This is a genomic window from Rahnella sp. P4_A8 (assembly GCF_056402435.1).
Window position 1 is genome coordinate 57,560 of the sequence record NZ_JBFUHK010000011.1, and the last position, 21,362, is coordinate 78,921.

Annotated in this window: 24 protein-coding genes and 1 pseudogene; 11 read left to right on the forward strand and 14 right to left on the reverse strand. The window is 49.6% G+C overall.

Annotated elements, in window-relative coordinates:
• The first annotated feature begins 9 nt into the window (after window positions 1-9).
• Window positions 10-705: an ABC transporter ATP-binding protein gene (locus tag AC1DUO_RS08630; RefSeq protein ID WP_015689650.1), complete on the forward strand. Its 696-nt coding sequence runs from the start codon at window positions 10-12 to the stop codon at window positions 703-705.
• Here AC1DUO_RS08630 and AC1DUO_RS08635 read toward each other — a convergent pair.
• Together AC1DUO_RS08635 and AC1DUO_RS08640 are read right to left on the reverse strand one after the other, a co-directional pair.
• Window positions 702-1,184, reverse strand: coding sequence for a glutathione peroxidase (locus AC1DUO_RS08635; RefSeq protein ID WP_013574968.1), 483 nt, complete (start codon window positions 1,182-1,184; stop codon window positions 702-704). The two genes, AC1DUO_RS08630 and AC1DUO_RS08635, sit on opposite strands and share 4 nt — an antisense overlap.
• 136 nt (window positions 1,185-1,320) lie before the next feature.
• Window positions 1,321-1,938 carry a dTMP kinase gene (locus AC1DUO_RS08640; RefSeq protein WP_112151781.1) on the reverse strand — a complete coding sequence of 206 codons (618 nt, stop codon included), beginning with the start codon at window positions 1,936-1,938 and terminating at the stop codon, window positions 1,321-1,323.
• A gap of 323 nt (window positions 1,939-2,261) precedes the next feature.
• On the opposite strand from AC1DUO_RS08640, the gene AC1DUO_RS08645 reads away from it, so the two are divergent.
• The 3 genes from AC1DUO_RS08645 to AC1DUO_RS08655 all read left to right on the forward strand — a co-directional run bounded on the left by AC1DUO_RS08645 (window position 2,262) and on the right by AC1DUO_RS08655 (window position 3,953).
• Window positions 2,262-2,558 (forward strand): chorismate mutase, encoded by a 297-nt coding sequence (locus tag AC1DUO_RS08645; RefSeq protein ID WP_013574966.1) that lies wholly within the window; start codon window positions 2,262-2,264, stop codon window positions 2,556-2,558.
• Between the two features lie 4 nt (window positions 2,559-2,562).
• Window positions 2,563-3,102, forward strand: a complete 540-nt coding sequence (locus AC1DUO_RS08650) for a LysE family translocator (protein WP_449632293.1) — start codon at window positions 2,563-2,565, stop codon at window positions 3,100-3,102.
• Window positions 3,103-3,329: 227 nt separating this feature from the next.
• Window positions 3,330-3,953 carry a pyridoxamine 5'-phosphate oxidase family protein gene (locus tag AC1DUO_RS08655; protein WP_443566574.1) on the forward strand — a complete coding sequence of 208 codons (624 nt, stop codon included), beginning with the start codon at window positions 3,330-3,332 and terminating at the stop codon, window positions 3,951-3,953.
• A gap of 347 nt (window positions 3,954-4,300) precedes the next feature.
• Here the strand turns inward: AC1DUO_RS08655 and AC1DUO_RS08660 are convergent, their stop codons facing one another.
• Genes AC1DUO_RS08660 through AC1DUO_RS08670 form a run of 3 tightly spaced genes read right to left on the reverse strand, consistent with a single transcriptional unit; the run spans window position 4,301 to window position 6,273 of the window.
• Complete coding sequence (locus AC1DUO_RS08660; protein WP_477987039.1) at window positions 4,301-5,359, reverse strand: aldo/keto reductase; 1,059 nt, start codon at window positions 5,357-5,359, stop codon at window positions 4,301-4,303.
• 44 nt (window positions 5,360-5,403) lie between these two features.
• A complete protein-coding gene (locus AC1DUO_RS08665; RefSeq protein ID WP_448311707.1) occupies window positions 5,404-5,682 on the reverse strand; it encodes a YciI family protein in 279 nt (92 codons plus the stop codon).
• Window positions 5,683-5,697: 15 nt separating this feature from the next.
• Entirely contained in the window at window positions 5,698-6,273 is a 576-nt protein-coding gene (locus AC1DUO_RS08670) for an NAD(P)H-dependent oxidoreductase (protein ID WP_112151778.1), read from the reverse strand.
• 140 nt (window positions 6,274-6,413) lie between these two features.
• On the opposite strand from AC1DUO_RS08670, the gene AC1DUO_RS08675 reads away from it, so the two are divergent.
• Window positions 6,414-7,313: a LysR family transcriptional regulator gene (locus tag AC1DUO_RS08675; RefSeq protein ID WP_477987044.1), complete on the forward strand. Its 900-nt coding sequence runs from the start codon at window positions 6,414-6,416 to the stop codon at window positions 7,311-7,313.
• Between the two features lie 488 nt (window positions 7,314-7,801).
• On the opposite strand, the gene AC1DUO_RS08680 is transcribed toward AC1DUO_RS08675, so the two are convergent.
• Window positions 7,802-8,737 (reverse strand): quinone oxidoreductase family protein, encoded by a 936-nt coding sequence (locus tag AC1DUO_RS08680; protein WP_013574958.1) that lies wholly within the window; start codon window positions 8,735-8,737, stop codon window positions 7,802-7,804.
• Between the two features lie 70 nt (window positions 8,738-8,807).
• Here AC1DUO_RS08680 and AC1DUO_RS08685 point away from each other — a divergent pair, with 70 nt between their 5' ends.
• Window positions 8,808-9,290, forward strand: a complete 483-nt coding sequence (locus AC1DUO_RS08685; RefSeq protein WP_013574957.1) for a MarR family winged helix-turn-helix transcriptional regulator — start codon at window positions 8,808-8,810, stop codon at window positions 9,288-9,290.
• Between the two features lie 98 nt (window positions 9,291-9,388).
• On the opposite strand, the pseudogene AC1DUO_RS08690 reads toward AC1DUO_RS08685, so the two are convergent.
• Window positions 9,389-9,532 (reverse strand): annotated as a pseudogene (locus AC1DUO_RS08690) (TolC family protein); the annotation flags it as partial.
• 42 nt (window positions 9,533-9,574) lie between these two features.
• Between AC1DUO_RS08690 and AC1DUO_RS08695 the strand changes: the two are divergent.
• Window positions 9,575-9,778 (forward strand): hypothetical protein, encoded by a 204-nt coding sequence (locus AC1DUO_RS08695; RefSeq protein WP_015689645.1) that lies wholly within the window; start codon window positions 9,575-9,577, stop codon window positions 9,776-9,778.
• A gap of 21 nt (window positions 9,779-9,799) precedes the next feature.
• Here the strand turns inward: AC1DUO_RS08695 and AC1DUO_RS08700 are convergent, their stop codons facing one another.
• Window positions 9,800-10,855: an SDR family oxidoreductase gene (locus tag AC1DUO_RS08700; RefSeq protein WP_013574956.1), complete on the reverse strand. Its 1,056-nt coding sequence runs from the start codon at window positions 10,853-10,855 to the stop codon at window positions 9,800-9,802.
• 97 nt (window positions 10,856-10,952) lie between these two features.
• Between AC1DUO_RS08700 and AC1DUO_RS08705 the strand changes: the two genes are divergently transcribed.
• Window positions 10,953-11,849, forward strand: a complete 897-nt coding sequence (locus tag AC1DUO_RS08705) for a LysR family transcriptional regulator (RefSeq protein ID WP_013574955.1) — start codon at window positions 10,953-10,955, stop codon at window positions 11,847-11,849.
• 324 nt (window positions 11,850-12,173) lie between these two features.
• On the opposite strand, the gene AC1DUO_RS08710 is transcribed toward AC1DUO_RS08705, so the two are convergent.
• The 3 genes from AC1DUO_RS08710 to AC1DUO_RS08720 are packed head-to-tail and all read right to left on the reverse strand — an operon-like array spanning window position 12,174 to window position 14,886.
• Window positions 12,174-12,602: a cyclophilin-like fold protein gene (locus tag AC1DUO_RS08710; RefSeq protein WP_477987048.1), complete on the reverse strand. Its 429-nt coding sequence runs from the start codon at window positions 12,600-12,602 to the stop codon at window positions 12,174-12,176.
• 48 nt (window positions 12,603-12,650) lie between these two features.
• A complete protein-coding gene (locus AC1DUO_RS08715) occupies window positions 12,651-13,679 on the reverse strand; it encodes an alpha/beta hydrolase (protein ID WP_217244271.1) in 1,029 nt (342 codons plus the stop codon).
• A gap of 10 nt (window positions 13,680-13,689) precedes the next feature.
• Entirely contained in the window at window positions 13,690-14,886 is a 1,197-nt protein-coding gene (locus AC1DUO_RS08720) for an MFS transporter (RefSeq protein ID WP_449632291.1), read from the reverse strand.
• A 229-nt stretch (window positions 14,887-15,115) separates the two neighbouring features.
• Here AC1DUO_RS08720 and AC1DUO_RS08725 point away from each other — a divergent pair, with 229 nt between their 5' ends.
• Window positions 15,116-16,006 carry a LysR family transcriptional regulator gene (locus AC1DUO_RS08725; RefSeq protein WP_112151773.1) on the forward strand — a complete coding sequence of 297 codons (891 nt, stop codon included), beginning with the start codon at window positions 15,116-15,118 and terminating at the stop codon, window positions 16,004-16,006.
• A gap of 86 nt (window positions 16,007-16,092) precedes the next feature.
• On the opposite strand, the gene AC1DUO_RS08730 is transcribed toward AC1DUO_RS08725, so the two are convergent.
• A complete protein-coding gene (locus tag AC1DUO_RS08730; protein ID WP_112151772.1) occupies window positions 16,093-16,605 on the reverse strand; it encodes a GNAT family N-acetyltransferase in 513 nt (170 codons plus the stop codon).
• Between the two features lie 54 nt (window positions 16,606-16,659).
• On the reverse strand, window positions 16,660-17,532 hold the full coding sequence (locus AC1DUO_RS08735) for a LysR family transcriptional regulator (RefSeq protein WP_037035909.1): 873 nt from the start codon (window positions 17,530-17,532) through the stop codon (window positions 16,660-16,662).
• Between the two features lie 36 nt (window positions 17,533-17,568).
• Between AC1DUO_RS08735 and AC1DUO_RS08740 the strand changes: the two genes are divergently transcribed.
• Together AC1DUO_RS08740 and sacB are read left to right on the forward strand one after the other, a co-directional pair.
• On the forward strand, window positions 17,569-18,831 hold the full coding sequence (locus AC1DUO_RS08740; protein WP_112151771.1) for a multidrug effflux MFS transporter: 1,263 nt from the start codon (window positions 17,569-17,571) through the stop codon (window positions 18,829-18,831).
• Window positions 18,832-19,130: 299 nt separating this feature from the next.
• Window positions 19,131-20,378 (forward strand): levansucrase, encoded by a 1,248-nt coding sequence (gene sacB, locus AC1DUO_RS08745; RefSeq protein WP_112151770.1) that lies wholly within the window; start codon window positions 19,131-19,133, stop codon window positions 20,376-20,378.
• Between the two features lie 95 nt (window positions 20,379-20,473).
• On the opposite strand, the gene AC1DUO_RS08750 is transcribed toward sacB, so the two are convergent.
• Entirely contained in the window at window positions 20,474-21,262 is a 789-nt protein-coding gene (locus tag AC1DUO_RS08750) for an alpha/beta hydrolase (RefSeq protein WP_112151769.1), read from the reverse strand.
• Window positions 21,263-21,362 lie beyond the last annotated feature (100 nt).

Sequence of the window (21,362 nt, forward strand, 5' to 3'; positions counted from 1 at the left end):
GGAACCACCATGTCAGAAATTGCGTTACGCCTTCAGGATGTGCATGTGGCTTATGACAACGGCCAGCAACCGGTATTGAAAGGATTTTCAATGTCAGTACGTGAGGGGGAGCTTGCTTGCTTATTGGGAGCCTCGGGTTGCGGGAAAACCACGGTGCTGCGTGCCGTTGCCGGGTTTGAACGGCTGCAAAGCGGTGAGATCTATGTTTCACAGCATCGCGTTGCCGGGCCAGGTCTTCATCTGCCGCCAGAAAAACGTCATGTCGGCATGGTCTTTCAGGAATATGCGTTATTCCCACACCTGACAGCTCAACAGAATGTCGCGTTTGGCCTGCGCAGGATACCGCGTGAGGAGCAGCAAGCCAGAGTGACGGCGCTGTTAAGACTGGTGGAATTGCATAGCCATGCCAGCCGCTATCCCCACGAACTCTCCGGCGGGCAACAACAGCGCATTGCGTTGGCTCGCGCGCTGGCACCGAATCCAGAGATCCTATTGCTGGATGAGCCCTTTTCCAGTCTGGATAAAAAAACGCGCGAGCGACTCGGCGGCGAGGTGCGCGATATTCTGCGTGAAGCCGGGCAAACGGCACTTCTGGTGACGCACAGTGAGCAAGAAGCGCAATTGATGGCAGATCATATTGGTTATGTGCAACAGGGTGAATATCACAAAATAAAGGTGGACGATTCGAATTACGCGAACATTTAGATTTCAAGTGCAGCAAGTATTACGGTTTCCATTTTCTCCGGGGTGGTGAACGGTGCAAAACGCTTGAGCGGTTTGCCGTCGCGTCCGATCAGGAACTTAGTGAAGTTCCACTTGATCCGCCCACCGAGCACGCCGGGCAATTCGTTTTTCAGATACCTAAACACCGGGTGCGTAGCAGCGCCGTTGACCTCCACTTTTTCGAATATCGGGAAGCTCACACCATAGTTGATGTGACAGGTCTGCGCGATTTCGTCGGCGCCGCCGGGTTCCTGCTTACCGAACTGGTTGCAGGGAAAACCAAGCACCACCAGACCCTGTGCAGCGTACTTCTTGTAGAGCGCTTCAAGGCCTGCGTATTGTGGCGTGAAGCCACAATGGCTGGCGGTATTCACCACCAGAACCAGCTTACCCGCATAGTCGGCCATAGAGATGAGCTGGCCATCCAGACTGGTGGCGGTGAGTTGATGAAAGGTGATCATGTCGGGCTCCTCAGAGGGAATTGGCAAAGTCGAACGAAAAGAAAAACAAACCGACGTGCTAAAGGCCTCGCGTCGCGTGAGTAAGATAGAGTCAGTCGCAGCGCCGGTTCAATGAGTCTGCCCGCAAAACCGATGACTATGGGCATCCGGGCACTCTGTAGATCTCAGAAATAACCTGCATCGTTGCGTCTTCGATCATTCCTTCATTACGGCATAAAACCCAGCCGTGATCTGCAACTTCCCGCTCGAACGCCTGGGTACAGGCGACATGATCTTCCAGCTTATGAATCACCGTACTACTTAGCCCACGCGGTCGGGCTGCGGCCCTCGCCCATGAAATATCAGGCGCGGTAACCACCCCGACATGCAGGTCTGGCATTCTCACATTTCGTTCAATGTTAAGCTGTAAAATCTCTGCAAATGGAACCATCCGGCGAAACGCGGCTTCCGACGGGTACCAACGATCCATCAAGATAATGCTGTCCGGTGGCTGTTTAGTCAGCACATGCCGGGAAATCCATGCACGGCTATCAGCAAAGCGCTCACAAACCTCCAGCTCCAAATCCCGGGAGGGATTTCTGGCGAGCCTGTTCACGAGGGCCATTGTTTCCCTCCTGTAAGGATCGCTTTTTTTCTCGCAAAGCCGGACCACCTTCTTGTTGTCAGCCCTGAGTACTTTCGTCATGGCCTCCAACAGTGTGGTTTTGCCGACCCCCTTGGGCCCATCCAGAGAAATAAACAACGGACGACTCATTCCTGAAATGACGATTGATACAGGGTTTTTGTAAAGCTCAAATCTGGCAAAAGCATCTTATTTCCTTCAGATGAACAGACACTGATGAACATTCCGGCAAGGGTTGTGACCTGCACGGTGTAGTTTAAGGGATCCGCTTAGCAAACGGAAAACATCCCACGTTAAGCCTCACAAATTCATCACCATGCCAATAGCAGCGAGCTTCTGGATAAGTTTTACTTTATATATCGTCCTCTCAGCCAGAACCTTTCAGGTTCAAAACTGTATTTAATCGAAATTTTATGTAAGCTGACACACCCATGTACTAGTCAAGTGGATTGAAGATGAATTTTTTGTCAATTGAAGATGTTAGAAATCGAATCGATCAGATTGATCGCGAACTGGTTAAGATGATCGCGCAACGCAGCGAATGTGTTAAAGCTGCAGCAGCTTTCAAAATTGACCACTCAGCCGTTCGCGCGCCTGACCGCGTCCAACAGGTCATCGACAAGGTATGTCAACAGGCCACTGAAGCAGGACTTCCCGAAGTGATTATCGAAAAGGTCTACCGGACAATGATCGGTGCGTTTATCGATTATGAACTCGAGCAACACGACCAGCTCCGACAGGAAAAACGCTGACATCATGCGCCAACATACCATTCAACTTCTCCCCCTTACTGTAGCGGGTATCGAGGCGGTAAACGCCAACAGCGATATCTCTTTTGGGCGGCATACTCACGACCAGTTCGGCATTGGTTTGATGGACAGCGGCGGGCAAAAATCCCTGTATACCGGTGTGACTTACCTGCTGTTTATGGCGTGGCAAACGCTTCGGGATAAGACACTTTTATCCGCTGGCTGCCCCGGGTTAGCGTTATCTCATCGCGCCTTGATACAGCAGGCTGTGGTTGCCAATCTTCTTAATCCCAAGCTTTCGCTATTTTTCCTGGCATTTCTTCCGCAGTTTATCGCCACCAGGGATGTACACCCCACACAGAGCATGTTGATTCTTTCTGCAATTTTTGCGGCCATGACTTTTGCTGTGTTTTCTCTGTATGGCATTTTTGCTTCGGCTGTTAGTCATAGTGTATTAGGAAATCACAGGGTGATGACCGGCATTCGTTGGGGTGTAGCGCTGGCCTTTACTGCAGTTGGGATTCGACTGGCGATGACCGTGCAATAATAAACATTCATGTTAGATAGCACTGGAAAAAGTGTGCTTATAAGAGCTATTGGATGTCCGAATTTGGCACTAACCGGCCCGCTACGTTGGAAACGTCGGCTCTGAGCGAAGAGCTGACGCTACTCCTGGAAATAAATACTTATTAGCCATAAACATGAACAAATAAAAAAGCATCTGCTATAAATATCAGCATGCATTGTGTTTTGAAATCAATGAAGGTGAATGAGATGGCTGATGAAAACATGCTCATTACTGATAGTAATGAGCTTGAGCAACTTTACGGTGCGGTAGCAAAGCCTTCTTTAACAAAGGTGACAGACCATATTCATCCTGCCTACCGCCCCTTTATTGAAGCATCAACATTTGTGGCGCTTGCAACATCGGGACCTGATGGTCTGGATGTATCGCCAAGAGGTGATCCTGCAGGCTTCATTTACATCGAGGATGCTAAAACTCTATTTTTGCCTGACCGCCGGGGTAATAACCGCATTGATAGTCTACGCAATATATTAAATGACAATCGGGTTGCGCTTCTCTTTTTAATACCCGGCATTGGCGAAACTTTGCGTATAAGTGGCACAGCTGAAATACGTAAAGACCCGGCTTTGCTGGATAAATTCGCAATCAATAATCACCCGCCTAAAACGGTATTGCGCATTTCAGTGGAAAGCGTTTTTTTCCAATGTAGCCGAGCGATCATTCGCTCAAAACTCTGGGATCCTGCCGCACAAATTGACAGGCAGGCTCTGCCCAGCACAGGAAGTATCCTGAGTATGATCTCACAGTCAGAAATTGATGGTTTGGCTTACGACGAGGCCTTGCCGGAGCGATTGAAAAACACACTTTACTGATTGTAATGTTGGGCGACTAAATAACATCAGCATCGATATGCCGAAGTAGCCAACAATCCCCTGATACCCCGGAGAAACGCAGGGAATGCGAACCTGGATTGACAATCCTTAACCCTCAGGCAATCTTTCATCTGATAGATGAACCCTGTGAACTTCAGAATTGAATTAATTTTTTCAGCCCTGCTTGCCGGGCAGAGCAGTGACTTTTTGCCCCTGCGCAACAGCAGAACAGCTCAGAGCCAACAAAAGTGATAAAGAAATCCCGGCTTTCATCAATGACCCTCTCTTTTCGGCTGCATTAAATTTTGCGCCACTATTGCTGATAAGGCGCGTTAACCGCGCCACCCTCACAATCCATTTTCATCGCACTCAGCTCCCTGGTTGATTCGCAAGGGTGAGAGTCGTGGCGCTTGTTCAGGCAGTGGCGGTACGATGCCATCAACAACATGAGGAACATACGGTGCTTCCAGCGCTGCAATTTCTTCTGGCGATAATGTCAGCTTAAGTGCTTCCACGGCGGTGGACAGGTGCTCCGCTTTAGTGGCACCGATTATAGGTGCGGTAATCACTGATTTTGACAGCAACCATGCAAGTGCAACATGTGCACGAGGAACGCCCCGCCCGGCGGCCACCTGCGCCACAACCTCAACCACTTTCCGGTCCTGCTGCGCGGCATTTTCATACATTTTCAGTGCAAAGACGTCGTTCTGCGTTCGGGTGGTGGTTTCACTCCAGTCACGGGTCAACCTGCCGCGCGCCATCGGGCTCCAGGGAATAACACCCACGCCCTGATCCCCACAAAGCGGCAGCATTTCCCGCTCTTCTTCCCGGTACAGTAAATTGTATTGCGGTTRCATAGAGACAAAGCGCGTCCAGCCGTTACGCTCAGCGACATGTTGCATCTTTGCAAAACGCCAGGCTTCCATTGAGGATGCACCGATATAGCGAACTTTCCCGGCTTTCACCAAATCGTGAAGTGCTTCCATGGTTTCTTCAACAGGTGTGCCGTGATCAAAACGGTGAATCTGATACAGATCCACATAATCCATACCCAACCGGGTCAGGCTGTCATCGATAGACTGAAACAGCGATTTTCGCGAGAGAAAACCGGTATTGGGTGAGTTACGCCATGGGAAAAATGCCTTAGTAGCGACGACAATTTCATCCCGGTACGCCATATCGCGTAGCGCCCGACCAACAATTTCTTCTGAGCTTCCACCTGAATAAATATTAGCCGTATCAAAAAAATTAATTCCCGCCTCAAGTGCCTGGCGAATCAACGGTCGCGAAGCACTTTCATCAAGCGACCACGGCTGAGGAAGGCGTTCCGGTTCGCCGTAACTCATGCATCCCAGACACAGTCGTGAGACTTTCAGGCCACTGCGCCCCAGGTTTACATACTGCATAATCATCTCCCTGCCACGTTATTTAATGAAGATTGCGACGTCTGTTATTGCCAGTTGCCCACCATTTTCGGGATGAATTCACGAATCTCATATTCAGCGAGATTGGGGTGATAGGCGTCTTCGCTCAGAATAGCGTCCAGATCTTCCCGGCTTTCAGTCTGAGCAATAATCACCCCTGCTCTTTCGCGATCGGAATAGGGACCGATGAGAACAAACTTGCCTGCATTGAAATACTGCTGAAACCAACTGACATGGCGTGTGAAAAGCGCCTCATGCTGAACAGCCGTGATATCGCCATTCACCGTAATATTGATGAGATACATTTTCCCTCTTCTCCTTTACACAGCCATTTTTAAAGCAGGGGTAGTTTCTTTAATCGCGGTAATCAGACGCGCGGCATGAACTTTTGCCAGTGCTTTCTGTTCGAGGACTTTAGCTTCATCACGCCCTGCATAGCTCATCCCAAAGGTGTAAACCGGCTCCTGCCAATCCAGATTGCACAGCAGTGCCGTGGTTTCAAACGGTGTGATGTATTGCTGAATGTCGTGACCGAACAAACCTTCAGGGGAATACAGGCCCTCTGGTGCTCCGGCGGTAAAGGAAATGATCAGCTTTTTGCCACCCAGTTTTGCGGTTGAGCCATGGGCAAAGCCGTGAACTAATACCTGATCAATCCACAACTTCATTAACCCCGGCACTGAATACCATGAAAAAGGAAACTGCCAGACAATCACATCAGCTTCGAGTAAGGCTTGCTGCTCCCGTGCCACGTCGATCCGGTAGTCAGGATACAGAGCATCAAGAAAGCGAATTTTGGCCCCGGGCAACGCTTTTGCGACTTCATCCAGGATAGTGGCGTTACCAATGGATTCACTAAGATTCGGATGACCTGAAATAATCAGTACATTTTGCATTTTTGGCTTCTTTAACAGGGGTTTGTTTTACTGTAAGTGAGTATAACCAACCCTGATTCTGTTTTTTAGAGCAGTAATAGCTCATACACTCTTAGCCAATAGCTAATAATCTAACTTTGTTTCCTCTGCTGGGGGTCGCCATGAACAATGTCATTTACAACCAAATCCGTATTTTCCAGAACATCGCCCGTGAAGGCAGCATCACTGCTGCGGCCAGGAAACTTGAAATAACGCCACCTTCGGTCAGCAAAGCGCTAAAACTGCTTGAGCAGCATATTGGTCACCCGCTTTTTGTGCGCACCACCCGGCGCATTGAGCTGACGGATGCCGGGGAACAATTGTTGCAACAGACATCGCGGGCTGTGGCGTCACTGGAAAGTGCGGTGGAAAGCATCAAAGACCTGAATCAGGAACCCTCCGGGCTGGTCAGAATTACGCTATCACGCTTTGCCTACCTGCTTATCCTGAAGCCTTTTATGGCAGAGTTTTGCCAGAGCTACCCCGGAATACAGCTTGAGATATCCGTTTATGACGGAACAGTAAACATGGTTGATGAACGTTTTGATTTGGGCATTCGTTTTGGGGATATCCTTGAAGAGAGTGTTGTGGCCCGCCCGTTGATGAAACCGTTTCGTGAAGGTTTGTATGCTTCTGCGGCCTATCTCGCGGAACACGGTACGCCCAAACTGCCAGCGGACTTGCATCAGCATCAACTCATCGGCTACCGCTTTATTACCAATAACCGCCTCCTCCCTCTGATGCTGGAAGATAAAGGTCAGCAATTAACCGTTGAGATGCCAGGGCAGCTCATCAGCAATGATATTGATGTCATGKCAGATGGCATACGCAGCGGTCTTGGAATTGGCAGATTGTTTGAGCCGGTGTATGAATTGCAACACGATAAAGAGCAGTTTATCCCGGTGATGATGCCTTACTGGAAGACCTATCCACCGGTTTATCTCTACTACTTAAAAAACACCGGCAAGGCAAAACGAGTCAAAGCGCTGATTGATTTTTTAATGATGAAAACCAAAAAATAGCTGACGACATAACCTGTTAAAGGTCCACATCCGTTTGAAGCGCTAAACAGCGCTACAGGTATATCGCTGCGTGCGCCGTAGCCGTTAAGGTCAGGAGCAATAACTGGCCGACCACCCGGAGGTCTGTGAAATTTCGGATCCCTCAAAGTACCGGTTAAGCCGTTGATAAATATGACAGGTGCGATGTTACCTCAGTCTTTTGGTGGTTTTGACAGGATAAGAATTCAAATTTAGTTTATTTATTAGCCAGCTCATGGCAAAAGTGATCCAGTCAAAGGAGCCAAATTTAAGAAGCCCGCTTAGGAAACTCAGCGGGCTTCTTGCTTTTCATGCTCCGGTACTATGCCTTTATGGCTTTGATGCAATCAGTGAGTGTGAAATTTCCGAAGACAGCCACAGATTCCATGCATTAGCATTTAGGTAACTTTATGATTTTTCCATACCATTTCTGAGAAACCCGCTAAGGACCAGACTGCATTTGTTTAACATCAGATATTGAAAACAGTACGGCAACGGCTGTCATCTTCATTCCAGGCATCATTCACTTCGCTTAATGGCCGAATACGAAATGGGACTGAGAAATCACTCAAAGCAGCAGCTTGTAATAGTTCACCAACCGAAGCGACCAGTTCAGCATCAGATACGCTGCCAAGTCCGCTCCCCATCAGGGTCAGTCCTGATGAGCGTAGTAATTTGCTATGTAATGATATTTCTTGTCCACTTAATGAGCCGATCTGCACAAAACGCACCAGTCTGGCACCTCCGGCAGCGGCAGACTTCATAATATCAAGCGCACTCTCCCCCCAGAGATAATCCAAAACGACATCAACACCCTGTTCCATGAGTGCCGGGAGTTCATGCGATAATTCATCCAGCGTAAGCGTGATATCAGCCCCCTGAGTACGGAGTTTCGCCAGGACTTCAGTATTACGCCCAGTCGCGATGATTTTCCCCGCGCCCAGGTGACGAGCGATACGCACCGCCAGACCGCCGGAGGTGCCTGTCGCGCCATTGATGAGAACAGTTTCCCCTTTTCGCAGCTGCGCCCTGCGCGTTAATGCTGTCCAGGATGACATTCCGGGATTACCAATGGCGGCTGCCATTGAGAGATCAAGTGTTGCCGGGAGCGGCACAATACTTTTAGGCGTAACCAGGGTCATCTCAGCCATACTGCCAAAAGGGGAGCTCAATGCGAAAAAAAAGACCGGGTCTCCGTTAGTCAGATAACCTGCGCCATCAATTCCGGGTATAAACGGATATTCCATTGCTGAACTGTAGTGTGTTCCCGCGGCCCGCGACTTGGCCAGTTGACTGATTGCAGCGGCTTTAACGTTGACCACTATATGCTGCTCATCTCCCTGAGGGTCCATGAAATCACCGTAAATCGGCGTTTCGCCTTTGCCATTAACAAGTGCTGCTTTCATTAAGTTCACCTTTAGCTCAAGAAATATATGTGTACAATGCACACATTATTCCCACTCCCGGATGCCGTCAATGAAAAGAGTGCAAAATACACATAAACCCGATTATTTTGATGATTTACATGATACGTTGCTGGCTATCGTCGGTGCTTTCAATCGGCCGCAACGTGATGAAATAATGATAAAAAACTCCGGTATTAATATTGACCGTGCATTATTTCCACTGCTGGTCCTGATAGGCCGCTTTGGCCCTATAGGTGTAGGAGAACTCGCTGATCGGGTGGGGCGGGATTATACGACGGTAAGCCGTCAGGTAACTAAACTCGGGCAAATGGGCCTAACCCATCGACAGAGAAATGTTAAAGATAAGCGAATTAACGAAGCGGTCGTTACGCCTGAAGGAAAAATGATGACCGATAAAATCGATCACACGCGAGCACTCATTTATAACGACATCTTCAATAGCTGGCCGGACAATGACCGCGTCGAATTCGAAAGATTATTGAAAAACTTCGTTCATGATTTTAATGCATTGGAACCCATTAAGTCCGTTTGATCCGGACTTATGAATATGCAGGCGAAGTGCGCAATAAACTTAGCCTGCACRTAAACAGCCGTACATGGCAGGGTCCGCTAGTCTACAGCTCCACGCTCCTACCCTCCTCCCAAGGCCTTGTAAAGGGTAATAAGACTGTTTTGCTGCGAAAGTCTGCTCTGAATCAGAGACTGTTGCGCAGAGAATAATGTCCGCTGCGCATCCAGCACATTCAGGTAGTCCGTCGCACCGTTAGCATAGCGATGGCTCATCACCATTCCCAACCCTACCGTGATGTGTTGAGCATGTCTGACTCATTCAAAGGCACTTGCGCTGAACGCCTGCGTCAGCGGCTTCTCTTTGCCTTTGAGAAAATATCAAAGGACAAAAAAATCCAGCAAATGCTGCGCTTGTCTTTGACTGAGGGTGTACGTCTTCCGGAAATTGTTGATCGTCATTATGACGAATTCGTAGAGCCTCTGGCAGGAGCAATAGGCAGCTTAATCTGAAATATGCTGCCCGGTGCTTTGTCAGGGGATAATGCGTGCCGCTCTCAGTTGCGTGAACAGGCTGAAAAACATTTCGTGGGTGGCCTGCATACGGGTAAAGCCTGCCCGGCGCAGCTTGCTGCCATCACCAAACATGTCGTAATCCCAACCAAACACAAAATCTGCAAAACTCCCGTCGTTCAGCTGTAAAATGTCAGTTTCCATCAACCGCTGCCCGGCAAGTTCACGCCATGTCGTGCGGTAGTCCTTAAACAACTGATGAAATGACAGCCGGACCGGCGGTGCGTATTCCAGCTCAAACCAGCGCGCGATATGCGGCCAGAGCTCGCTCCAGCGCCAGATGTCACCGTTATTCACGTTGAAAGCCTGGTTCTCTGCCGCAGGCGAGGTTGCAGCCCACAATGTCGCCTCTGCCAGCAACCCGGCGTCAGTATGATCAACGATGCTATGCCAGGTTTGTTCTGAACCGGGAAAGCGGAGAGGTAAATCCTGAGCCTTACACAGCGACGCATACAGTGCGATGCTCATTGCAAGATTCATGGCATTGCCGGGCACCGCGCTGCCAACCACACCCGGCCTGATTGCATTCCAGTGCCACGTTTTCCCACGCTGAAAATGGCTGAGCCATGTGAGCTGAGCCGCGTTAAATTCTGCGCCGGGTATGGCGGGATCGCTTTCACGCGCCGGGGTTTTGAACGGTCCAAGATGTGCGCCATAAACTTTGTATCCTTGCATCAGGCTTACAATCTGGAGGGGTGCCGTTTTCTCAATGTTACTGACCAGATTGCGCAACATGGTGACGTTCGGTTCAACCATTTCTGTCCAGTTCGCGGCGTTCACCCAGGCGCTGTAAAAAATATGGGTGATGCGGCTGAGTGGTTGCAGTGCCTGCGCGCTGTTTTGCGCATCCAGTAAATCGACGTTTACAACCTGAATATTATCAGGGTGAGATAATGCATTGCGGCTCAGCCCGATAACCTCCCACTCATTTTGCAGAAGTGTTTTGACAAGCTGGCTGCCGACAATACCGCTGGCGCCGGCGACCAGCGCGACCTTTTGTTGCTGCGTCTTATTCATGGTGTTTCTCCAGAGAAGGTGACAGATACAGTGTGATATATTATTTTTTTCACACATATCCCATGAAACTGATGGCACTTATAAGCAGAATCATTAAATGAATAATAAGCTCAATGCCATTGCCACCTTTCTGCGCGTAGCACAAGCAGGCTCTTTTTCTGCAGCCGCCCGCCAGAGCGGTATGAAGCAATCTGCGGTCAGTCAGCAGATTGCCGCACTTGAGGAGGAGCTCGGTGTGGTATTGCTGCATCGTACAACGCGTGTGATGGCGCTTACTGAGCAGGGAGAAAGTTACCGGCGTGATATGCAGCTTTTGCTGGAGGCCATGCGGGAAGCAGAAAGGCGTCTGAACCCTGCCGATCACCACTGGCATGGCAGGGTTCATGTGCAATTGCCGAGCGGGCTGGGCCAGCTCTTTTTACCCCATCTGCTGACGCTTCAGAAAATGAACTCAGGATTGCACCTTACGCTTTCACTTGATGACCGCATCGCCGATCTTGTCACTGAAGGGGTGGATGTCGCGCTGCGCTTGACCCATGAGCCTCCGCAAACGCATGCGGCGCGCGTGCTGGCACGTATTGAAACGGCGCTTTTTGCCGCCCCCGGTTTTAAACCGGTTCATTCTGTGAGTGAGCTGGCGGCACATCCACATGTGCGATTCAGCGGCATCGCGCCGGAGGCACCACTACGGTTAGTTTCTGATAGTGAAACTATCGACATCAAAGTTAATACCGTGTTCCGGGCTAATACCAGTGAAGCGCTGTTACAGGCGATAGAGTCAGGCATGGGTATCGGTGGCATGCAGCTACCGCTCGCGGCCAGGGCTTTGCAAGCCGGTACGCTGGTTCCGGTATTACCCGCCTACAGGTTAGCTGATCGCTTCCTCTATGCGGTCTACCCGGACGCCCGCTTTATCCCGCAGAGGGTCAGAAGCATTATCACTGTAATCGAACAATTACTGCCTGAGATGACGGGGCCTTTACGCATTCTATAATGCTTTTTTCATAAAAATACGGCTCGTGCCTTCCGGTTGACAGTCAATACGCCCAACCCCTTCCCTCCCATCAACATGAACTCCCCCACAAACGCCGGCTTCAATTCAGAGAGTGGAAGACCCTCACTGTGGGTAACGCGCTGATTGACGCATTTATTGACCGGGGCTCATGCGATCTGGCAAAGGAATTTGCGTTCCCTTTAACCTGGCTCATAGACATGGTGATGGCGGGACTGCGCGCGGGGGCACCGCTACGCTCTGTTTCTCAATAGACGACGGCAAAGCGTGCATGCAGAAACTTCCTGCGATATCAATATCGTTGTATTACTGTCTGCTGAACTCTACCTCTATTTTATCTGTATCCCCCATCGCGGGGAGTGTCCCGGGATTTACAACGTTCCCGATGGGGGTGTAGCGATATGAAGAGTCAAATGAGGCATAGAATAAAACCAACGTTTGCGTTCCGTACAACATGAGATCACCGGCATGAAGGGTCCCCGGCTGCACCGGGCTGGAAGGCAAGCGATGAGGCAGTTCGGCAAATTTCTCGTTACCATTTAACTCAGTCATTTCGAGTTGCAGAGGTAACATATTAACAAAGGATTTAGCCGCCGGATTGTCGTGAATTCTGACTTCAAATGGTTGGCCATTAATGATCATTCTCGCCTTCATGACGTTATCCTTACGCAGTGTGGTGTCGGCATGGCTTGCAAAAGCGCACACCCAAAGCAGGCTCGTGAGTAAATATTTCACATGACCTCCGGAAGAGCAGCCACACCCGGCAGGATGTGGCTTTGGCGTTTAACTGAGGTGAGTTTTAAAGAATGACGCCAGCTTGGCGAAAGGGATCAAATCGGTACGGTCATACAAATCGACATGGCCAGCACCCGGGACGATATACAACTCTTTCGGCTGTCCGGCACGTTTGTAAGCATCTTCGCTGAATTCCTTCGAATGCGCCTGGTCGCCGGTGATGAAAAGCATCGGGCGCGGAGAAATCGTTTCGATATCATTGAACGGATAGAAGTTCATAAACTTCCCTATGCTGCTCAGCATCGGTTTTGTTGTCAGCTCTTCTTTCTCGCCCTGTGGCGTATAACCCCCCCGTGATGTGCGATAGAAATCGAAGAATTCCCGCTGAACCGCAGAGGTTGAATCATCGAGCTTGTTCACGGTTCCGGGAATATAGGCAATATCGCCGCCTTTAAACTCGACCAGCCGTTGTTCTGTAGCCGACTTAATAAACGCTTTGCGCTGTTCAGGCGTCACGGAATGATTAAGACCATGACGGAACACAGACCCCATGTCATACATGCTGACGGTGGCAATGGCCTTCATTCTCGGGTCAATTTTGGCTGCACTGATAACGAAGCTGCCGCTACCACAGATACCCAGTGCACCAATTCTCTGCGGATCAACATAAGGCTGAGTGCTGAGATAATCGACTGCAGCACTAAAGTCATCCGCATAGATTTCAGGGGAAATCAGATGACCGGGTTTGCCGTCACTCTCCCCCCAGAAGGAAAGATCAATGGCCAGCGTCACGAACCCTTGTTCCGCCAGTTTCTGGGCATATAAATTTGAGCTTTGTTCTTTCACCGCCCCCATCGGATGACCAATGACAATAGCGGGATGCTGCACGTCTTGCTTCATCCCTTTCGGTATAAACAAATTACCGACGACTTTCATTTGATACTGGTTTTTAAAGGTCACTTTTTGCCGGGTGACCTTATCGCTTTGGTAAAAGTTATCTGCTCCGTTAGACATATCGGCTCCTGTCGCAGCAAATGAGCTGATTAACAGCCCTAACAGCAGGGTAAATACTTTCATTGATGAATCCTCAGTGGGTTGGATGGATATCTTTACGTGACGTTAATAAAGCCAGGGCAGCCGCGATGACGAGTAAAATGGCACTGATGAGAAAAGTGCTTTGATAACCACTATGGTCAAAGGCAAAACCCCCGAGAGTGGAGCCCATAGCGATTGACAGTTGCACGATGGCGACCATAAGACCTCCGCCCGCCTCCGCATCTTCCGGCAGGGTTCTGGCAATCCATGTCCACCATCCGGTGGGGGCCGCCGTGGCGATTAATCCCCACAACCCCAGCAACGGCGCAACGATCCATACACTGTTTCCAAAAGCGATCAGCGCCCCGGCGATTGCAGCCATCAGTAAGGGAATGGTGATAAGTGTGGGATAAAAGGCGGTCTTCAAAAACGTGCCAATCACCAGGGTGCCGATAAAGCCCGCCACACCGATGGTCAGCAAAATGAGCGACAGCGTGGTGATATTTACCTGCGTGACTGTCTCGAGGAACGGTCGCAAATAGGTGAATAAGGAAAACTGCCCCATAAAGAACAATCCGCAGGCGGTAAGGCCAGCGGCCACAAGCGGGTTAGCAAAAAGACGAAAAACATTGGCAGTCCTCTTATCGGCTTTCTCCGTGGTCATTGCAGGCAGGCTGAACCACTGCCATATAAAGGCGATGACCGCCACCGGAACGATGCAAAAGAACGCCCCGCGCCAGCCGATGACAGACCCGAGATAACTCCCCAGCGGAGCGGCTATAACGGTTGCCAGCGCGTTACCGCCGTTAAAAATAGCCAGTGCACGGGGAACCCGATGCGCCGGAACCAGGCGAATAGCCGTAGCGGCAGAAAGTGACCAGAATCCTCCWATCGCGATACCAATTAATGCGCGGCCCACCATGTAAATCAGATAACCGGGTGCCAGTGCGATAATTGCACCGGAAACGGCCATCAGCAACGTCATGCTCAGCAGCAATACCTTGCGGTTGAGTGTTCCGGCCAGCGCAGAAATGGAGAGACTGGTCAGTACCGCAAACAGACCGGAAATCGCGATCCCCTGCCCCACGCGTCCCTCACTGACACCTAAATCGGCTGATATCGGCGTCAGCAAGCTCACAGGCATAAATTCCGAAGCGATGAGCGCAAAGACGCATAACGTCATCGCGAAAACCCCGCTCCAGTAAGCGTGCTCTTTTTGACGTTTTGTATGACTCGGCAATGCGGACATAAATAGTAATTCCCAATAATCCAGGGTTATTTGCACACCCGCTGAACGCTATTCGCAGAAATAACGTAAAAAATAAAACGTGAAATAAAGATGAAAAAATAAGAGCGTTAATCTTCCCTCGCGGAATAAGCTCTTGTTGAAAATTTTACACGCGGTGTGCATCATTACTAGCTAATGGATACTGAATGGGCTTATAAGCATTACTTATTAATAAGGCGGGAAGAACTTTATGAAACGCAACCTGAACGATCTTCTTTATTTTATTACGGTTGCCCGTGAAAGCAGCTTCACCCGCGCCGCTGCAAAGCTGGGCGTCACCCAATCCGCACTGAGCCAGGCGATTTCGGCACTTGAAGAGGATATGCAAATTCGCCTGCTGACGCGTACAACCCGTAGCGTATCGCCGACCTCTGCCGGAGAACGGTTGCTACTGACCATAGGCGATCATGTTGATGGCATACTCGCCGAGTTAGACATGCTGACTGAGATGCGTGATAAACCCGCAGGAACTGTTCGCATCACCTGCGGCCCCCATGTTCTGAAAACCATACTGTTGCCCAAATTATCGCCTCTGCTGAAACACTATCCGGATATCAGACTGGAGTTTGATGCTAACCACGGTTTTCGCAATATCGTCGCCGACAGGTTTGACGCGGGTGTCCGTCTGGGTGACACCATTGATAAGGATATGATTGCGATACCGATTAGCCCGAAGTTGCAAATGGCTGCGGTTGCATCGCCTGAGTATTTTGCTACCCATGCGATGCCGCAGATGCCACACGACCTTCTCCAGCACAACTGCATTAATATGCGGCAAGCGACGTCAGGGGGACTTTACGTCTGGGAGTTCGACAATGAAGAAGGCCCGGTAAATGTCCGGGTTACCGGGCAACTGACGTTTAATACGTCAGCACACATGGTGGACGCGGCATTAGCCGGGCTTGGCATTGCTTTTCTGCCGGAAGAAGAGTTTGAATCACATATTGAGGAGGGGCGCCTGATACGCGTACTTGAACCGTGGTGCCAGCCATTTCCCGGCTATTACCTGTATTATCCCAGCCGTAAGCAACCCTCACCCGCATTTTCACTGGTCGCTGATGCCTTACGCCACAAGGCATAGAAAAGCCCGCGGGCCTTCAGGCAACGATGAGCGAAGAGATGACCAGGTCTTGTTATGTTAGCCAGTGGCAGGCCGACATATGGCGTCTAAATTTCCATGCCCATGATGTGCAACTTACTTATCTGTGATTCCGTTCTGAAGTCAGTATCAGTTATGTGTCGCATGCCTGAAGCTTCATAGAATTTACGAGCGCGATCGTTTTTCTCTCTCACCGAAAGCCACAAAAATTTCTTATCTTGCTTTTGCGCAGCTGTAACGATTTCTTTAAATATTTCTTTTCCAAAGTGTTTACCCGTCGCTTCCGGTGCAAGATAAAGCCGGTCAAGCGATACCCCAGAAATAGCCGTTCCCGGAATCGTATTGATCCACGTGAGTTTGGCAAATCCAACCGGTTTATCGTTTTGCGCCAGAAACCAGCAAACTTTTGGATCCCTTAGTCCGTCATTGAGTGCGGACAAAGAGAATTCACTTTCCAGATACGTATTCATTTCGCGCTCTGACAACCACATATGTCTGAAGTGCGCCGGATATATATTGAAAGCCAGGCTGCGCAACAGGCTGGCATCTACCGGGTGGGCGATTCGTGTATTTATATTCATGCAGAAACCTTAAACCAGCAATAAATTGGAATGACTTAACATATCAAACTTACTTTAATAACGGTCGAACTCTTCAGCAAGGGTATTCATCACTGCCCTGACTCTTGCAGTGTGCGACAGATCCTGATGCATAACCAGCCAGACCTCATAAGGGCTTTTACGCGTTCTTTCTGGCCACAGGCGGATAAGTTCCGGGTACATTTTCGCAAGATAATCTGGCAGCTCACCCAGGGCCAGCCCTGCGCGAATAAACGTTGCTAACATCATGCTGGAGTCCAGCTCTGCCACTACGCGCCCTTTATGTCTCGGTTCTCCTGCCAGCAGTCCATCCTGAGAGCGCGTAATGCCTGACTGGTAAAGCGCGATACGGTGCCCGTCAAAGCCTTTGCCGGGTTCTGGTATGCCAAACCTGTCGATATACTTATGCGTCGCAAAAAGTCCCACCTCCCTGGAGGCCAGTTTACGGGTAATCAAATCCGGCTGTTCTGGCCGAATGGTGCGTACCGCTATATCCGCTTCGCGTCGGCCGATATCCAGCAGGCGTGTGGTGGTGGTCAGATTTACCCGAATATTGGGAAAGTTATGCTGTACGCGCTCGATTGCCGGTAAAACAAAATCAATGGCCAGCGAGTCAGTGGCAGTCACATGCACTTCTCCTTCAAGCCGGTCATCATCCCCGGAGCCGCGACGTTCAAAGCTGACCGTCAGGCGCTCAATCTCTTCTGCAAGCGAGAGTATTTTTCGCCCGCCAGCGGTCAGAACCCAGCCCTGACGGCTTTTTAAAAATAGTTTACTCCCCAATAATTTTTCAAGCGTATTGAGTCTGCGGCCTACGGTAGTCTGATCAACTGAAAGCTGCTCAGCCGCGCTGCGTAAAGTACCTGCGCGGTATACCGCCAGGAAAATCCGGACATCATCCCAGTTCATCGTTCCTCATGCTGCATTTTTGCAGGTATTGCCTGCATGATAATGCATTTAAGCAGGATGAAACAGACGTTAAGCTACGCACTTCTTCTGCTGATAACCCTTTTCAACACCGGGAATTTTATGCCTCGACTCTCTTTTATTATTACCGTTGCTATGCTGAGCGCGTTCGGTCTCATCGCGTCCGATATTTATCTTCCGGCGATGCCAGATATGGCACGCGAATTTGCGGTGGATCCATCGCGGATATCTCAGACCATTTCAGCCTATTTACTGGCACTGGCCATATGCCAGCTTTTTTACGGTCCGCTTGCAGATCGCTTTGGACGAAAACCCGTACTGCTCGCTGGCATTGCGATTTACATTGGCGGATCGCTGGGATGTGCAATTGCTGAGAGCTATTCTTCTTTTCTGCTCTTTCGCCTGCTGCAAGGGGCAGGTGCAGCGGCTGGTCTCGTCATTGGTCGCACGCTGATCGCGGATACCTGTAATAAAGCCATTTCTGCCAGGGTCTACTCGGTCATCTATCCACTGGTCTCATTGTCACCTGCAATAGCACCAATGATAGGTGGACATCTCGCCGCCACATTTGGGTGGCATACGGATTTCATTTTCGTCGCCATTTTCGGCATGGCTACCATGCTGATGATCATTTTCATGCGCGAGACGCGACCTGAAAATATCTCTGCTACGGCCTCGCCGTTTTCAGGATTTAGCGTTATTTGCGGCGATACGGGGTTCTGGCGTTATACGCTTATCGTCTGTTGCATCTACAGTGCATGGTTTATTTATCTGACTCAGTCTCCTTTTTTATTTGCGCAGCTCGGGATGAGTGAGGAGGCGCGAGGATGGCTCTATATTCCCTTAACGGCAGGTATTATCGGTGCCAATGTGTTAACGAAACGGCTTTTAAACTTCTGGCAATATGATCGCATTGTTACTGCCGGCATCATGTGTTTTGTGCTGGGTGGTCTGGCTTATGCCACAGTAATGTTTACGGCAGAAAAAGGGATTTTATCTATTTTGCTTCCTATGTGCCTGGTCAGTCTGGCAAACGGCTCCAGCCTTTCACTGGCAATATCCGGGGCAATCAGCAGCGGGCATGGTCATGCCGCCACGGCCTCCGGAATGATTGGTTTTATGCAGATAGGCAGCGCGGCTGTTTTTGCCAACTTCATAAGTGCAGAGTTTGGTTTCAGCCAGCCGGTACTGGGCTCTTCAGTTTTATTGCTGGCTCTCACCGCACTTGTGGCCTGCCGTAAACAGCGTATCCGGCGCCATCATATTCAATCCTCCCGTTGAGCCTCTGACCGGCTGTGAAGGTTGTAATGTTTATTTCTGTCTCGAAATAAGAGTAATTAATCAAAGTTCAAAATAGCGCATTATTTCCACTATTAACGAATTTTTTCAGGATTAACAAATAACAGGTCATCAACGATGCAATTTTCTTCCCGCAAATACATATCCCGGAGTTTTATATAAATAATGTATAAATAATGGCACAACACTCATTGAGTGCATGCCTTTTTTGATCATGCCAATATTCTCACGACTTCAAACGTCAAACAGTATTAACATCTATTTAATTAAAGGATATTTGCATGACAAATTTAAATTATAAACCGACAATCTGGACACGTGCTGATGCTCTGAAGGTCAACGAAAATGACCCGACCACCACACAGCCTATTGTTAGCGCCGATTTTCCGGTTATGAGTGATGAAGTATTCATTTGGGATACGATGCCGCTTAGGTCATTAGACGGCACGGTGGTTTCTGTCGACGGATGGTCCGTTATTTTCACGCTGACAGCGCAGCGTAATAACAATAATTCAGAATATCTCGATGCAGACGGAAATTATGATATTACCAGTGACTGGAATAATCGCCACGGACGCGCCAAAATTTGTTACTGGTATTCCCGTACGGGTAAGGATTGGATTTTTGGTGGCCGCGTGATGGCAGAAGGTGTTTCCCCTACGACCCGCGAATGGGCAGGGACGCCAATTTTGCTCAATGAAGACGGCGAGATTGATCTTTATTATACCTGTGTCACGCCAGGTGCGACCATTGCAAAAGTGAGAGGCAAAGTGCTGACCTCAGAAGAAGGCGTAACACTGGCCGGTTTCAACGAGGTTAAATCATTATTTTCAGCCGACGGCGTGTATTACCAGACTGAAAGCCAGAATCCATACTGGAACTTCAGGGATCCAAGCCCGTTTATCGATCCTCATGACGGTAAACTCTACATGGTGTTTGAAGGTAACGTGGCGGGTGAGCGGGGTTCTCACGTCATTGGCAAACAGGAAATGGGTACCCTTCCGCCGGACCATCGTGATGTGGGCAATGCAAGATACCAGGCGGGCTGTATTGGTATGGCCGTCGCCAAAGATCTTTCAGGAGATGAATGGGAAATTCTCCCTCCTCTGGTGACCGCTGTCGGCGTCAATGATCAAACCGAACGCCCTCATTTTGTCTTCCAGGATGGAAAATATTACCTGTTCACGATCAGTCATAAGTTTACCTATGCGGAGGGTCTGACGGGGCCTGATGGTGTTTACGGTTTCCTGAGTGATCGCCTTACCGGCCCTTATTCTCCGATGAACGGCTCCGGTTTGGTATTAGGTAATCCTCCTTCTCAGCCCTTCCAGACTTACTCGCACTGCGTAATGCCCAATGGCATGGTGACATCTTTTATTGATAACGTTCCGACCACCGACGGTAATTATCGTATTGGCGGGACAGAGGCTCCTACCGTAAAAATTGTCCTGACCGGAAACCGTTCATTTGTAGAACGCGTGTTTGATTATGGGTATATCCCGCCGATGAAGAATATTATTTTAAATTAATGAGGTGATCTGCCTTTCCGCATACGCTTTGCGGAAAGGCAGTGCAACTGGATTAAAACGGCACCGGCCTCCCCGCTGACTGAACGATTAAAGATTTATATTGATTCCAAAATCCCTGCCAATACATCTCCCGGCCTTTCAAGCACGGCCAGGTGAGTTCTGGCATTCTCCAAACGTTTCACCTTAAAGAAATCATGCGCCATAGCGAAACGCTGTTGTAAAGCAAGGTATTCGTCGTTTCTGTCGAGGGAATAGATATGGGTAGCCTTCGGTGGATTTTTGAGTTTTTCAAGGCGCTGGAGTGGCGAACCGTATGTCTGATAGGCATCGGCGATCACCTGCCCTGCAAGTCGCCACAACGGGTAGCTGGATTCAGACATTTCGGTTTTGAAATGATGGATCATGGTGGGTGACTCGCTTCCTGCCAGCCAAAATTCGTACAGCTGGTTCCGTGCAGACTGCCAGCGTTCTTCATGCTGCATCTCGTTGATTGAAGTGAAAAACGCCGTTGCAGGCTGATTCATGATCCAGTCAAGGAATATCACCGCAGGCACACGTTCTTTCAAACTTTCGGCCAAATCAACCGCTATCCAGCTGGCATGTGCAACGGAAACCGGTACTACGCGGGTCAGACCGAGATGGTCAATGAGTGTCAAAGCGTCTGTTAATAACGCCGCACCGTCAAAATCCTTGCCATCGGTCGATGATTTTCCATGACCACGCCAGTCAATAATGACAACACGGAAAAAAGCAGCGGCCAGTTCAGAGAAGTCATTGAAGACAGTTTTTGGCTGGCACCAGCCAGGCATGAGGAACAGCGTTGTGTCACCCGTACCGATATCCTGATAATCGATATCGCCATGCTCTGTATGCAAAATAGGCATGTTTTCGCCCCGTAGTGAAGTGAGTGGATAACTAACCTATCCGATCCCCCACCAATTAAACAAGCATTTGCTTGTTTAAATAGCACTAATGTCTTATCTC

Excerpts from the sequence above, each read along its gene's own strand:
- AC1DUO_RS08630 (WP_015689650.1), top strand. The coding sequence starts at position 10 with ATGTCAGAAATTGCGTTACGCCTTCAGGATGTGCATGTGGCTTATGAC.
- AC1DUO_RS08635 (WP_013574968.1), bottom strand. The coding sequence starts at position 1,184 with ATGATCACCTTTCATCAACTCACCGCCACCAGTCTGGATGGCCAGCTC.
- AC1DUO_RS08640 (WP_112151781.1), bottom strand. The coding sequence starts at position 1,938 with ATGAGTCGTCCGTTGTTTATTTCTCTGGATGGGCCCAAGGGGGTCGGC.
- AC1DUO_RS08645 (WP_013574966.1), top strand. The coding sequence starts at position 2,262 with ATGAATTTTTTGTCAATTGAAGATGTTAGAAATCGAATCGATCAGATT.
- AC1DUO_RS08650 (WP_449632293.1), top strand. The coding sequence starts at position 2,563 with ATGCGCCAACATACCATTCAACTTCTCCCCCTTACTGTAGCGGGTATC.
- AC1DUO_RS08655 (WP_443566574.1), top strand. The coding sequence starts at position 3,330 with ATGGCTGATGAAAACATGCTCATTACTGATAGTAATGAGCTTGAGCAA.
- AC1DUO_RS08665 (WP_448311707.1), bottom strand. The coding sequence starts at position 5,682 with ATGTATCTCATCAATATTACGGTGAATGGCGATATCACGGCTGTTCAG.
- AC1DUO_RS08670 (WP_112151778.1), bottom strand. The coding sequence starts at position 6,273 with ATGCAAAATGTACTGATTATTTCAGGTCATCCGAATCTTAGTGAATCC.
- AC1DUO_RS08680 (WP_013574958.1), bottom strand. The coding sequence starts at position 8,737 with ATGAAAGCAGCACTTGTTAATGGCAAAGGCGAAACGCCGATTTACGGT.
- AC1DUO_RS08685 (WP_013574957.1), top strand. The coding sequence starts at position 8,808 with ATGAAAAGAGTGCAAAATACACATAAACCCGATTATTTTGATGATTTA.
- AC1DUO_RS08695 (WP_015689645.1), top strand. The coding sequence starts at position 9,575 with ATGTCTGACTCATTCAAAGGCACTTGCGCTGAACGCCTGCGTCAGCGG.
- AC1DUO_RS08700 (WP_013574956.1), bottom strand. The coding sequence starts at position 10,855 with ATGAATAAGACGCAGCAACAAAAGGTCGCGCTGGTCGCCGGCGCCAGC.
- AC1DUO_RS08705 (WP_013574955.1), top strand. The coding sequence starts at position 10,953 with ATGAATAATAAGCTCAATGCCATTGCCACCTTTCTGCGCGTAGCACAA.
- AC1DUO_RS08715 (WP_217244271.1), bottom strand. The coding sequence starts at position 13,679 with ATGAAAGTATTTACCCTGCTGTTAGGGCTGTTAATCAGCTCATTTGCT.
- AC1DUO_RS08725 (WP_112151773.1), top strand. The coding sequence starts at position 15,116 with ATGAAACGCAACCTGAACGATCTTCTTTATTTTATTACGGTTGCCCGT.
- AC1DUO_RS08730 (WP_112151772.1), bottom strand. The coding sequence starts at position 16,605 with ATGAATATAAATACACGAATCGCCCACCCGGTAGATGCCAGCCTGTTG.
- AC1DUO_RS08735 (WP_037035909.1), bottom strand. The coding sequence starts at position 17,532 with ATGAACTGGGATGATGTCCGGATTTTCCTGGCGGTATACCGCGCAGGT.
- AC1DUO_RS08740 (WP_112151771.1), top strand. The coding sequence starts at position 17,569 with ATGATAATGCATTTAAGCAGGATGAAACAGACGTTAAGCTACGCACTT.
- sacB (WP_112151770.1), top strand. The coding sequence starts at position 19,131 with ATGACAAATTTAAATTATAAACCGACAATCTGGACACGTGCTGATGCT.
- AC1DUO_RS08750 (WP_112151769.1), bottom strand. The coding sequence starts at position 21,262 with ATGCCTATTTTGCATACAGAGCATGGCGATATCGATTATCAGGATATC.